Annotated in this window: 14 protein-coding genes and 1 tRNA gene; 10 read left to right on the top strand and 5 right to left on the bottom strand. The window is 62.0% G+C overall.

Features of this window, described 5'->3' with window-relative positions; translation table 11 throughout:
- Positions 1 to 172: 172 nt before the first annotated feature.
- Complete coding sequence (locus tag AC0969_RS17610; protein WP_479625461.1) at positions 173 to 1,171, bottom strand: response regulator; 999 nt, start codon at positions 1,169 to 1,171, stop codon at positions 173 to 175.
- A gap of 121 nt (positions 1,172 to 1,292) precedes the next feature.
- A complete protein-coding gene (locus tag AC0969_RS17615; protein ID WP_479625462.1) occupies positions 1,293 to 4,802 on the bottom strand; it encodes an ATP-binding protein in 3,510 nt (1,169 codons plus the stop codon).
- Between the two features lie 98 nt (positions 4,803 to 4,900).
- Between AC0969_RS17615 and AC0969_RS17620 the strand changes: the two genes are divergently transcribed.
- Genes AC0969_RS17620 through ureC form a run of 4 tightly spaced genes read left to right on the top strand, consistent with a single transcriptional unit; the run spans position 4,901 to position 7,431 of the window.
- Positions 4,901 to 5,203 carry an urease subunit gamma gene (locus AC0969_RS17620; protein ID WP_479625463.1) on the top strand — a complete coding sequence of 101 codons (303 nt, stop codon included), beginning with the start codon at positions 4,901 to 4,903 and terminating at the stop codon, positions 5,201 to 5,203.
- A 7-nt stretch (positions 5,204 to 5,210) separates the two neighbouring features.
- The gene (locus AC0969_RS17625) at positions 5,211 to 5,387 is read left to right on the top strand and encodes a hypothetical protein (RefSeq protein WP_479625464.1); all 177 of its coding nucleotides are present in this window, start codon (positions 5,211 to 5,213) and stop codon (positions 5,385 to 5,387) included.
- The gene (locus AC0969_RS17630; RefSeq protein ID WP_479625465.1) at positions 5,384 to 5,713 is read left to right on the top strand and encodes an urease subunit beta; all 330 of its coding nucleotides are present in this window, start codon (positions 5,384 to 5,386) and stop codon (positions 5,711 to 5,713) included. Before AC0969_RS17625 ends, AC0969_RS17630 begins: the two co-directional genes overlap by 4 nt.
- On the top strand, positions 5,713 to 7,431 hold the full coding sequence (gene ureC / locus AC0969_RS17635; protein WP_479625466.1) for an urease subunit alpha: 1,719 nt from the start codon (positions 5,713 to 5,715) through the stop codon (positions 7,429 to 7,431). The genes AC0969_RS17630 and ureC overlap by 1 nt, the downstream gene beginning before the upstream one ends.
- Before the next feature lie 3 nt (positions 7,432 to 7,434).
- On the opposite strand, the gene AC0969_RS17640 is transcribed toward ureC, so the two are convergent.
- Both AC0969_RS17640 and AC0969_RS17645 read right to left on the bottom strand, forming a co-directional pair.
- Entirely contained in the window at positions 7,435 to 7,833 is a 399-nt protein-coding gene (locus tag AC0969_RS17640; protein ID WP_479625467.1) for a type II toxin-antitoxin system death-on-curing family toxin, read from the bottom strand.
- Positions 7,830 to 8,054, bottom strand: a complete 225-nt coding sequence (locus AC0969_RS17645; protein WP_479625468.1) for an AbrB/MazE/SpoVT family DNA-binding domain-containing protein — start codon at positions 8,052 to 8,054, stop codon at positions 7,830 to 7,832. The genes AC0969_RS17640 and AC0969_RS17645 overlap by 4 nt, the downstream gene beginning before the upstream one ends.
- Before the next feature lie 66 nt (positions 8,055 to 8,120).
- Between AC0969_RS17645 and ureE the strand changes: the two genes are divergently transcribed.
- The 6 genes from ureE to AC0969_RS17675 all read left to right on the top strand — a co-directional run bounded on the left by ureE (position 8,121) and on the right by AC0969_RS17675 (position 11,329).
- Entirely contained in the window at positions 8,121 to 8,690 is a 570-nt protein-coding gene (ureE, locus tag AC0969_RS17650; protein WP_479625469.1) for an urease accessory protein UreE, read from the top strand.
- Positions 8,690 to 9,436, top strand: coding sequence for an urease accessory protein UreF (locus AC0969_RS17655; protein WP_479625470.1), 747 nt, complete (start codon positions 8,690 to 8,692; stop codon positions 9,434 to 9,436). The genes ureE and AC0969_RS17655 overlap by 1 nt, the downstream gene beginning before the upstream one ends.
- A 47-nt stretch (positions 9,437 to 9,483) precedes the next feature.
- Positions 9,484 to 10,140 (top strand): urease accessory protein UreG, encoded by a 657-nt coding sequence (ureG, locus tag AC0969_RS17660; RefSeq protein WP_479625471.1) that lies wholly within the window; start codon positions 9,484 to 9,486, stop codon positions 10,138 to 10,140.
- A 36-nt stretch (positions 10,141 to 10,176) separates the two neighbouring features.
- Positions 10,177 to 10,824 carry a 7-carboxy-7-deazaguanine synthase gene (gene queE, locus AC0969_RS17665; protein WP_479625472.1) on the top strand — a complete coding sequence of 216 codons (648 nt, stop codon included), beginning with the start codon at positions 10,177 to 10,179 and terminating at the stop codon, positions 10,822 to 10,824.
- 15 nt (positions 10,825 to 10,839) lie between these two features.
- Positions 10,840 to 11,205 carry a 6-carboxytetrahydropterin synthase gene (locus AC0969_RS17670; RefSeq protein ID WP_479625473.1) on the top strand — a complete coding sequence of 122 codons (366 nt, stop codon included), beginning with the start codon at positions 10,840 to 10,842 and terminating at the stop codon, positions 11,203 to 11,205.
- Positions 11,206 to 11,241: 36 nt separating this feature from the next.
- Positions 11,242 to 11,329 (top strand) — tRNA-Ser (locus tag AC0969_RS17675).
- A gap of 212 nt (positions 11,330 to 11,541) precedes the next feature.
- Here AC0969_RS17675 and AC0969_RS17680 read toward each other — a convergent pair.
- Entirely contained in the window at positions 11,542 to 12,678 is a 1,137-nt protein-coding gene (locus tag AC0969_RS17680) for a glycosyltransferase (protein WP_479625474.1), read from the bottom strand.
- Between the last annotated feature and the right edge of the window lie 16 nt (positions 12,679 to 12,694).

The raw sequence follows: 12,694 nt of genomic DNA on the forward strand, positions 1-12,694 counted from the left end.
TTGGTAAACCAGATGATGTCACTTCCCAGTGGCTGCGCCTACACCTTCACCCTCAAAAATTCGACTCCCAATCGACAGGAAATTACATCTTTGAGTGGTTGTGCAAGTGGCTCTATTTAATAGCTGCCAGCGCAAATACCATATGCGCCAGAGGCCTAAAAAGCTTTGAAGCCTAGCCTTCAAACTGCGGGTGCAATTGGCGGATCTTGGTCATGGCCACTCCGGCGGCGGCGGTGCGGGTTTCGACCCCCATCTTCACGTAGACGCGCTCCAGGTGCTTCTTGGCGGTGGCCGGGCTGCTACCCAGAATCTCGCCAATGTCGCGGTTGGTTTTGCCCTTGACCACCCAGTACAGCACCTCGGCTTCGCGGGTGGTGAGCTTGAAGCTCAGGCTCATGGCCTCGATGACGGCCGCGTCGGACACCTCGCGCATCACGATCAGCCAATCCCCCCCGCCGTCCCCGTCACCGGTTTGCTGGTGCAGGCGAAAGCTGAGTCGGCGTGCGCCCTGCTCCACGCTGAGGCGCGGCGGTTCGATCTGGTTTTGTGCAGCGGACACATGTTGCTGTAGCCACTCCACCACCACCGTGGGGGTCTGGGGCGCGCTGGTGCCAAAGTAATCGCGCAGCAGATCCCGGGCCAGCGGGGTTTGCCACATCAGCTTGCCGTCACTGGCGCGCACCGTGATGCTGGCGTAGCCGAACGCATCCAGCGCATTGCGGGCCTGGCCGGCCTGGTGCACCTGCTGGCGGGCGCGGCGGGCACTTTGCAGGTGCACGTTCATGCGGGCCATCACCTCTTTGGGTTTGATGGGTTTGGTGACGTAATCGACCCCGCCCGCCTCCAGCGCGGCCACCAGGTGCTCGGTCTCGGTCAGGCCAGTCATGAAGATGATGGGGATGTGGGCGGTGGCCGGGTTGGCTTTGAGGCGGCGGGCCACCTCGAAGCCGTCCATGCCAGGCATCATGGCGTCGAGCAGCACGATGTCGGGCAGGGCCTGGGCGGCACGCTGCAAGGCGGTTTCGCCGCGTGTGGCGACGAGGACGGTGTAGCCGGATTCGTCCAGCGCGTCGTGCAGCACGGCCAGGTTGTCGGGCACGTCATCGACGATGAGGACCACGTCGGAGTTGCGGCGGTCTAGGAGGGATGTCTCTTGGATGTTTGCAAGCACCGTGGGTGGCTTCCCGCCCCCACCCCGTCCCTCCCCCGTGGGGGGAGGGAGGAAGTCAGGCTCCCTCCCCCGCCGGGGGAGGGCTGGGGTGGGGGCAGCGGCGGTGGGCGGGATTGCGGATTCAGGGAGCATGGTGGGTATCAGGGGCCTCGGCCAGCAAACGGCCGATGGCTTCAAACTGGAATTGTTGGGCCAGGGTACGCACCTCTTGTGCCAGACCCCGGCATTCGGGCTGCGCCTGTTCCAGCGCGGCCAGCTGGTTGAGGATACCTCGGTAAAAACCCAGCTCGACCACCTGGCGCAGCGCCTGCAAGCGGGCCGGGTCGGGCCAGACGCGCTGCACCGGCGCGGGCGGCAGCGCGGCTACGGCAGGTGCCTCTACCCACTGGAGTTGCAGGCGGCGCTCCAGCCAATCGAGCAGCTCGCTATGGCGCACGGGTTTGGTGATGAAGTCGTCCACGCGGATGCCGACATCGTTGTCCAGGCCCTTGTCGAAGGCGTTGGCGGAGACGATCGCCACATGGGTATCCCTGTGCCCATCGGCCCGCATCCGCCGTATGGTTTCCCAGCCGTCGATGCCGGGCATGGCCAGGTCCATCAGCACAGCATCCGGCTGGTAACCCGCCGCTAGCAGATCCAGCGCGTCGTGGCCGCTGGCGGCGGTGCGCACCTCGAAGCCCAGGGGTTGCAGCAGTTGCACCAGCAGCTCGCGGTCGGGCTCTTCATTGTCTACCACCAGCAGCTTGCGGCGCGGGCCGAGGTAGGCGCGGCGCAGGCGCGGGGTGCTGTTGCGCACGCCTTGCAGGTCGGCACCGTGGATTTCGGGCAGGAACAGCTTGACGCGGAACACCGAGCCGCTGCCAGGCGTGCTGACCACGGTCATCTCGCCGCCCATCAGGTCGGTGAGCATTTTGGCGATGGTCAGACCCAAACCGGCCCCTCCACTACCCGGGGAGGCCCCGCGCTCGAACGGCTCAAACACCTGCGCCAGCTCGTCGGCGTGCATGCCGGGCCCTGTGTCTTCGATGTCGATAAAGGCCATCTCCAGCGCGTAGCGGGCGCGCAGACGCACGCGGCCCGTGGCGGTGAACTTGATGGCGTTGCCCAGCAGGTTGATGAGGATCTGGCGCAGGCGCTTCTCATCCGCGCGCACCTGCTCGGGCAGCACGCCCTGCGGGTCGAAGTGGAACTGCAAACCCTTGGCGCGGGCCTGGGGCTCGAACATCTCGGCCATCTCATGCAGAAGATCGGCAAACGGCATGGGCCGGGTGGCCAGCGTCAGCTTGCCGGATTCGATGCGGGCGATGTCCAGCGTGCCTTCAATCAGCGACAGCAGGTGCTCGCCGCCGCGCTTGATCACACCGATGGCCTGCTGGCGGTGCGGGGGCACGCTGGCATCCTCGCCCATGAGCTGCGCGTAACCCAGAATGCTGTTCAGCGGGGTGCGCAGTTCGTGGCTGATGGCGCTGATGTAGCGGCTTTTGGCCTGGTTGGCCTGGTCGGCTTGCGCCCTTGCCTGCTCGGCCACCAGCTTGGCGGCTTGCAGGGCTTGGTCGGTTTGTGCGTGCGAGGCAATTTCGCGTTGCAGCAGATGGGTTTGGCGGTTCGATTCTTCTTGCGCCACCTGGCGACTTTTGTGCGCCAGCACAAACCACCAGGCCACGATGCAGGCCATTACCGTCAACGCCATATAGGCTTTAACAAAGCCCGATCGCAGTGAAAAACTTGGATCGAAATCGGCCTCTAGCGCATACTTCATAAGCGCCTGTAGCTCTTGAAAATATAGCAACCCAAACAAGGTGGCCAGCACCGGCAAAACCACCAGCATCAGCAAAATAAAGTGCGCCAAGCCGGTTTCCAGGTACGGCCACGCCCGCTGGGGCAGCAGCCAGCGCAAGGCCCCTGCCCACTGCACCTTCAGGCTGGCCTGGGGCTTGCACAAATCGCCACAGCGCGCATCCAGCGTGCAGCACAGCGAGCAAATCGCGCCCTGGTAGGCGGGGCAATGGGCCATATCGGGGGTTTCGTACTCGCGCTCGCAAATCACGCAGCGTTGCAGCCGTTGGTAGCCACCGCTGGGCATGGGGGCGGCCACACTTTTCCAATCCGACTGCGGGCCCCGGGCAATGTAATAACGGCCTTGGGTCCACCAGGCCAGCAGCGGTGACACCAGCATGGCCGTGCCCAGCGCAATCAGGGCGGAGAACGCCTGCGCCATCGGCCCGAACAGCCCCAGATAGGCCAGCATCGACAAGAGCGAGGCCAGGCCCATCGCGCCCACGCCGACCGGGTTGATGTCATACAGGTAGGCCCGCTTGAACTCGATGCCCGGCGGCGACAGGCCCAGCGGCTTGTTGATCACCAGATCGGCCACCACCGCCATGATCCAGGCGATGGCGAGGTTGGAGTACAGCCCCAGCACGTCGCCCAGCGCCTCGAACACGTTCATCTCCATCAGCATGAAGGCGATCAGCGTGTTGAACACCACCCACACCACCCGCCCCGGATGGCTGTGCGTGATGCGCGAGAAGAAGTTAGACCAGGCCAGCGACCCGGCGTAGGCGTTGGTGACGTTGATCTTCAGCTGCGACAGCACCACAAACAGGGCCGTGGCCGCCACCGCCCAACCGTACTGCGGAAACACGTATTCGTACGCGGCCAGGTACATCTGGTTCGGATCGACCGCGCGCTCGGGCGGCACCATGTGGGTGATGGCCAGGTAGGCCAGCAGCGCGCCGCCCAGCATCTTCAGCACCCCCAGCAGCACCCAGCCCGGCCCGCCTGCCAGCACGCCCAGCCACCAGCGGCGGCGCGTGGCAGGGGTGTAGGCGGGCATGAAGCGCAGGTAGTCGGCCTGCTCGCCCATCTGGGTGATCAGCGCAATACCCACAGTGAGCGCCGCGCCGAACGACAGCAAGTCAAAACCATTTTTCTGGCCCGACACGCCAGCGTAGTGCAGCACCCCGGTAAACGCACCGGGCTCACGCATCCACACATAGGCAAACGGCACCACCAGCAAAACCAGCCACAACGGCTGCGTCCACACCTGCAAGCGGCTGATCATGGACACCCCGTGCGTCACCAGCGGAATCACCACCAGCGCGCAAATCAAATAGCCCCAGCGCGGCGGTATGCCCAGCGACAGCTCCAGCGCATAGGCCATCACGGCAGCCTCCAGCGCGAAAAAGATGAAGGTAAACGACGCATAAATCAGCGAAGTGAACGTGGAGCCGATGTAGCCAAAACCCGCCCCGCGCGTGAGCAAATCCATGTCCACCCCGCAGCGGGCGGCGTAGATGCTGATGGGCAGCCCAGCCAGAAAGATGATCAGCCCGGTAGCCACAATCGCCCAGAAGGCGTTTACAAAGCCGTGCTGCACCAGCAAGGTGGCGCCCACCGCCTCCAAAATCAAAAACGAAGCCGCCCCAAACGCCGTGTTGGCCACCCGCCACTCAGACCACTTGCGAAAGCGCTGCGGGGCAAAGCGCAGGGCGTAGTCCTCCAGCGTCTCGCTGGCCACCCAGCTGTTGTAGTCGCGGCGGATCTTCACCACCTGCTGGGGTGCGTCGTTCAGGGGGGTGGAGTCGGGGTCGGTCACTGCGGGATCTTCGCAGCTTTTATGCCCGCCCATGCACCATGCTTGTGCGCCATTTGGCGTAGATAGCAAGGCTTGGGAGGCCCGTAGCTTGCTTAATAATGCGTGGAATAAGTCACAACTTTAAAGATCCTATGGAACTCACGCCCCGAGAAAAAGACAAGCTGCTGATCTTCACCGCCGCCTTGCTGGCCGAGCGGCGCAAAGCCCGGGGCCTGAAGCTGAACTACCCCGAAGCCATTGCCTACATCAGCGCGGCGGTGATGGAAGGTGCCCGCGACGGCAAGAGCGTGGCCCAGATGATGAGCGAGGGCCGCAACATCCTGACCCGCGCCGACGTGATGGACGGCATCGCCGAGATGATCCCCGACATCCAGGTGGAAGCCACCTTCCCCGACGGCACCAAGCTGGTCACCGTGCACCAACCCATTTTGTAAGCCCACCATGAATACTTCTAAATTAATAGCTGCTATCGCCCTATCTATAAGCACGGGAGCCGTATTTGGCCATGATGGCCACAGCATGACGGGTAACCACTGGCATGCTACCGACGTGTGGGGTTATGCCATAGCAGCTGGCGTGGCGGCATTTGTTTTTTGGCATTCCCGGGGCGGCAAATGACCCCCGGCGAACTGCTGGTAGACGACGGCGACCACGCACTCAACACCGGGCGACGCAGCGTCACCCTGGTGGTAAACAACACGGCAGATCGGCCCATCCAGGTCGGCAGCCACTACCACTTTGCCGAGGTCAACGGCGCACTGGGCTTTGACCGTGCCGCCGCCCTTGGCATGCGCTTGAACATCGCCTCCGGCAGCGCGGTGCGCTTCGAGCCCGGCCAGCAGCGCACGGTGGAGCTGGTGGATTACGCGGGCGACCGCATGGTGTATGGATTTCGCGGTTTGGTGAATGGCCCCATTGACGCAAGCGTCCAAGGAAAACTCTGATGGCAACGATTGGCAAACGCGCTTACGCCGAGATTTTTGGCCCCACCGTGGGCGACCGGGTTCGCCTGGCCGATACCGACCTGCTGATCGAGGTGGAAAAAGACTACACGCTGCTGGCCGGTGCCTACGGTGAAGAAGTCAAGTTCGGCGGTGGCAAAACCATCCGCGACGGCATGGCGCAGTCGCAAAAAATGCGCTCTGAAGGGGCCGTGGACTGCGTGATGACCAATGCGCTGATCCTCGACCACTGGGGCATCGTCAAGGCCGACATTGGCCTCAAAGACGGCCGCATCGTGGCCATCGGCAAGGCAGGCAACCCCGACGTGCAACCGGGCGTGGACATCATCATCGGCCCCGGCACCGAAATCATCAGCTGCGAAGGCAACATCGTCACCGCCGGTGGCATCGACAGCCACATCCACTTCATCTGCCCCCAGCAGATCGAGGAAGCCCTGGCCAGCGGCGTAACCACCATGCTGGGCGGCGGCACCGGCCCGGCCACCGGCACCTTTGCTACCACCTGCACGCCCGGCCCGTGGAACATCGAACGCATGCTGCAGGCCGCAGATGCCTTCCCCATGAACCTGGGTTTCTTGGGCAAGGGCAACGCCAGCCTGCCCGCCGCGCTGCACGAGCAGATCGATGCGGGTGTGATTGGCATGAAGCTGCACGAAGACTGGGGCACCACGCCCGCCGCCATCAGCAACTGCCTGGACGTGGCCGAGCTGGCCGACGTGCAGGTGGCCATCCACTCCGACACGCTGAATGAGAGCGGCTTTGTCGAAAACACCATTGCCGCCACCAAAGGGCGTGGCCTGTGCGCCTTCCACACCGAAGGTGCAGGCGGCGGGCACGCGCCCGACATCTTGCGGGTGGTGGGCGAGGCGAACTTTTTGCCCAGCAGCACCAATCCCACCATGCCCTACACCGTGAACACGCTGGACGAGCACGTGGACATGCTGATGGTCTGCCACCACCTGGATGCATCCATCCCCGAAGATTTAGCCTTCGCCGAGAGCCGCATCCGCAAAGAAACCATTGCCGCCGAAGACGTGCTGCACGACCTGGGCGCCATCAGCATGATGAGCAGCGACAGCCAGGCCATGGGCCGCGTCGGCGAGGTGATTTTGCGCACCTGGCAAACGGCGCACAAGATGAAGCAGCAGCGCGGCTCCTTGCCAGAGGATTCATCCCGCAACGACAACTTCCGCGCCAAGCGCTACATCGCCAAGTACACCATCAACCCGGCACTGGCCCACGGCATCAGCCACGAGGTGGGCAGCATCGAAGTCGGCAAATGGGCCGACCTGGTGGTGTGGAAACCAGCCTTCTTCGGCGTGAAGCCCGCGCTGATTTTGAAAGGCGGCTTCATCGCCATGGCCGCCATGGGCGACCCCAACGCCAGCATCCCCACGCCCCAGCCCGTGCACTACCGCCCGATGTTTGGCGCGTACGGCACGGCATTGGCGCGCGGCTCGCTGACCTTTGTGTCGCAAGCCGGGCTAAGCGGCGGTATCAAGGAACGCTTCGGCCTGGCCAAAACCCTGAGCGCCGTTAAAAACATCCGAGGCGTACGCAAACAGCACATGGTGCACAACAGTTATCTGCCGAAGATGGAGATTGATGCGCAAACCTACAGCGTGCGGGCCGATGGGGTGCTGCTGACGTGTGAGGCGGCGGTCAGCTTGCCGATGGCGCAGCGGTATTTCTTGTTTTAGAACTCAAAGAGCCTGCTGGTGCTGCCGAATCCAGGCTGCGAAGGCAGCCTCTTCCAGTTTGCCCGTGGCCACGTCCAGCATGGTGAAGACGCAATCGGTATCGGTCGCGGTCAAGGCATAGCCGTTCAGCGCCAAAAACAGCTCCACCGCCACAAAGGCCGTACGCTTGTTTCCGTCTACAAACGGATGGTTGCGGGCAATACCCACGCCGTATCTGGCCGCCAGGTCTGCTGCATCGGGTTCGGCATAGTTCGCCAGTTGCTGGGGTCGCGCCATGGCAGAGGCAAACAGATTCGCATCCCTCACGCCCGTGCCGCCGCCATGCTCAGCCAATTGCTCTTCGTGCACAGCCCGCATGACTTCAAGGCTCAGCCAACGCCAAGTGTGGGCGGACGGGCTCATTTGGCCAATTCCCGCAGCACGTTACGGCGCTTCTTCATGATGCTGCGCGCCTCGGTCATCTGGTCTTCAAACTCGGGGTCGTACGGAGTCAACATCACCCCGTTCGCGGCCTCGGTCCAAAACACCGAATCGCCCTTTTCCAACTTGAGCAGCGTGAGCAGTTCTTTAGGCAAGATCACCCCCACCGAGTTGCCGATTTGGGTCAATTTGAGTGCAGACATAGCGAACCCCTGAAGTTATAACGTTTGTTATATTATCTCCAATCATCTCCCCTACACAAGCCCACCATGCTCCAAACCTCCAAACTCATCCCCCAAGGCAAAGGCCTGGCCCCTGCCCTGCTCAAACGCGGCAGCACCGTCGAACTGGACTGGGACGTGCGGCAAAAAAGCCGCTTCGACGCTACCGACTCGCTGGGTCGCCAGCTCGGCGTGTTCCTGCCACGCGGCACACTGGTGCGCGGCGGCGACGTGCTGGTGGTGGAAGATGGCTCGCTGGTGCAGGTGCTGGCTGCACCACAAGCCGTGTTGGTCATTACCGCCTGTGCGGACCACGGCACGCCCTTTGACCTGACCCGCGCCGCCTACCACCTGGGCAACCGCCATGTACCGATTGAATTGCAGCCCGACCGCCTGTTGATCGAGCCCGACCACGTGCTGGCCGACATGCTGCGCGCCATGCATTTGACCGTGGTGGAAGCCACCGTGGCGTTTGAACCCGAAGGCGGGGCCTATGCCGCTGCTGGCCACAGCCACGCGCATGCTGCCCCCAAACCCATCAGCATCCCGATTACCGCCGCCCCCCACGTGCATGGCCCCAGTTGCGGACACGACCACGGGCACGGCCATTCGCATTGATGCGCCGCGTTATCCCCAAAGTTACGCCGATCCGCAGGCGGGCCGCCAAAGTGGCCGCCCCCCAAGAATCGGCCACCCCCAGCCTATTACAACTGATCTGGCTGGCATCGCCCGCCTTGCCAGTGGGCGGATTTTCATACTCCGAAGGGCTTGAAACGGCCGTAGACCGTGCAGGAGTAGCTACAGAAAGTGCAGCATCCGACTGGTTGATCGACCAGCTGCACCTTACCCTCACCCGGGGCGATTTGGCGACCATAGCCAAAGCCATCCCCGCCTGGCGGCGCGCTGACCTGGCCCGTGTGGCCGAACTCAACGCCTGGGTGCTACACACCCGTGAAACCAGCGAATTCCGGCTACAAACCGAGCAAATGGGCCGCTCCCTGCTGGAATGGCTGCGCAACCACCACACCGCCACACCGGCCCAAATAGCAGCCTGTGCCCAGATGCAGCCCACCTACCCCATCGCCTACGCCCTGGCCGCTGCCGCCACCCAAGCCCCGCTGCGCGACTGCCTGCTGGCCTATGCCTTTGGCTGGGCCGAGAACATGACGCAGTCGGCCATCAAATCTGTGCCCTTGGGCCAAAGCGCGGGCCAGCGGATTTTGGCCAGACTGGCCGCCGACATCCCCGCCGCCGTAGACCAGGCCATCGCCCTGCCCGACAGCCAGCGCCAGGCGTTTTCGCCCATGCTGACCATTCTGAGCAGCCAGCACGAAGTGCAATATTCAAGGCTTTTTCGCTCCTAGCGCTTATCTCACCTGCGCAAGCAGCTCTTTTTTTAATAGCAAATCACATGACCACCCTGCACCACATCGCCAACCGCACCAAAAAACTCCCCCCGCTGCGCGTCGGCATCGGCGGCCCGGTGGGCTCCGGCAAAACCACGTTGCTGGAAATGCTGTGCAAAGCCATGCGCGAAAAATACGACCTGGTGGCCATCACCAACGACATCTACACCAAGGAAGACCAGCGCATCCTGACCGTCAGCGGTGCCCTGCCCGCCGACCGCATCATGGGCGTGGAAACCGGCGGCTGCCCGCACACCGCCATCCGCGAAGACTGCTCCATCAACCTGGAAGCCATCGACCGCATGCTGGTCGAGCACCCCAATGCCGACATCGTGTTTATCGAGAGCGGCGGCGACAACTTGGCCGCCACCTTCAGCCCCGAACTCAGCGACCTCACCATCTACGTGATCGACGTGGCCGCTGGCGAAAAAATCCCCCGCAAAGGCGGCCCCGGCATCACCAAGAGCGACTTGTTCGTCATCAACAAGACCGACCTGGCCCCCCACGTGGGCGCCAACCTGGACGTGATGGAATCCGACACCCGCCGTATGCGCACCAACGCCCAAGGGCTCAAGCCGTTTGTGATGACCAATCTAAAGACGCTGGCAGGCTTGGCCGAGGTGGTTAACTTCATTGAGACGAAGGGCATGCTGGCCTCGTAAAATCAAGGACTTAGCAAGCTCCCGTACACCCACTCCATGACCTACAGCGTCAAAGAAATTTTCTACACCCTCCAAGGCGAAGGCGGCCAAGCCGGCAGCCCCGCCGTGTTCTGCCGCTTTGCCGGTTGTAACCTCTGGACCGGCCGCGAAAGCGACCGCGCCACCGCCGTCTGCCAGTTTTGCGACACCGACTTTGTGGGCACCGACGGCACGCTGGGCGGCAAATTTGCCACCGCAGAAGCCCTGGCCGACCAGATCGCCGCGCAGTGGCCCACCCACGACCCCATCGACAGCCACAACCGGCTCACGGTGCTGACCGGCGGCGAACCCCTGCTGCAAGTAGACCCCGCCCTCATCCAGGCCCTGCACGCACGCGGTTTTCGCATCGCGGTGGAAAGTAACGGCACAGTACGCGCCCCCGAAGGCATCGACTGGCTCTGCATCAGCCCCAAAGCCGGTGCGCCCTGGATCCAGCAGCAAGGGCAAGAACTCAAACTGGTGTGGCCCCAGCCCAGCATGGACCTGGACACCCTGGCCCGCACCGGACAGTTCCAGCACCGCTTTCTGCAACCCATGGACGGCCCACAGCAAGCCGCCAACATCGCGCTGTGCATAGACACCTGCATGCAGCACCCCGGCTGGCGACTGAGCCTGCAAACCCACAAGATTACCCAGATACGCTAATTAATCGGCCCATCCATGCAGTTCACTATCAGCCAACGCTTCTACTTTGACGCGGCCCACACCCTGCAACGCGAGATCGAAGCCGCCAGCAGCCGCCGCATCCACGGCCACACCTACCACGCCGAAGTCAGCGTGTCAGGCCCGCGAGATCCCGCCAACGGCATGGTGCTAGACCTGGGCTTTCTGCGCCAACGCCTGGCGGTAGTGCGTGAGCAACTGGACCACCATCTACTGGATGAAGTCCCCAACCTGGGCACGCCCACGCTGGAGAACCTGTGCGCGTACATCGCCCACCAGTTGGCCGATGTACGCCCCACAGTGAGCCGCGTGCGCGTGTGGCGCGATGCACTGGGTGACAGCTGCATCCTCGACCTGGTCTGAAAATCGCCGGTCACACCGGGTTAGAATTGTAGGATTGGAAGCTTGGCAGAGTGGTCGATTGCACCGGTCTTGAAAACCGGCAAACTGAAAAGTTTCTAGGGTTCGAATCCCTAAGCTTCCGCCAATAAATCAATAGGTTGCGTCATTTTTCGACTACGCAACCGACCTGCCCTTCGTCGCTAAAGTAGCTGCGGCCACCACCGCATTGCGCGTTGTGTCGAACCGGCATCCACACGAAACCTTGCCCCCCACGTTTCGGTGTCTATATCAAGCCATGAAGCGGATATTTACCTGCCGCACCAGGTAGATATTCTTCAGCTAAAAAAGCCCAAATACCTACCGTGTAACCGGAGCCAGCCTTACTTCGCGGTATAGGTTAGAGTAAGCGCGCCCCAAAGCTTCTCCGGAGAAGAGGTTCTCATAGCGCGCTCTTGCCGCAATGCCCATGGCCTTGGCCAACACGGGATCTTCAAAAATCCGGTTGCACGCATTTGCAAGCTCCGACGGACTTTCTGGTGGCACAACCAACCCCGTAACACCATCCAAATTGACATAGGATGTGCCAGACCCAACTTCACAACACACCATCGGCTTGGAAAACATGGCGGCTTCCACCAGCACCATGCCGAAGGCCTCTGAGCGTAGGTGCGAAGGCAACACTAACGCCGTACATTGATGCAGAAGCTCGGTTTTTTGCGCGTCTGTCACCTGACCCGCAAAAACAATGTTTATAACGCCTAGTTGCCTTGCAAGCTCCTTAAGGTTTGCGTCTTCCGGCCCGGAACCGGCAATCACAATGTTTCCATTAATCTGGCGGGCTGCGTGTACCAGGGTGTGCAAGCCCTTGTAATAACGCAGCACACCCAACGCCAACACAAAAGGCTTGTGTGCCGCATAGTCCATGCAAGCGGGCTGCCCCATAAAGCCAGGCGCAGCCTCCGGCTTATCAACAATACCTAAAGGAATGGTGCGCAAGCGCCCTGACGGCACATCGCGCGTCAATACAGGACTAGTTTTCGCGTAGGTCGGAGAGGTTGCTACAACAGCAGACATGGCCCGCATAGTGCGTCGCATCAAAGGGCCGTATAGCCTATTCAAAACTTGCTGCCGCACGATGTCTGAGTGGTATGTCATTACCGCAGGCTTGTCTGAAGCTTTGAACAAATTCAATACATCCGCAAAAGGCCACGGGAAATGCAAATGCACGACATCAGCCCATTTTTGTAAACGGTAAAACTCCATCAGTGCGTCCGCCCCCCCCAAATCACAAGATGCGGGAGCCGCCCATGAACGGGAACGCACCGTAACCGCCTCTGGCCGCATCAAGCGCTTTGGGTCCGGCTGCGGAGAAAGTGTAAATACCGTTGATTCCACACCAAAGGCGCTTGTGGCCAGGCATATCTGCCTAATAGCCTCCTGCAACCCCCCAGGAGGATCCGGAAAATACGTCCGGTAAACGTGAAGAACCTTCATGGTGGCCGAGACAAAA

The sequence above is a fragment of the Rhodoferax sp. LB1P47 genome (genome assembly GCF_056521445.1).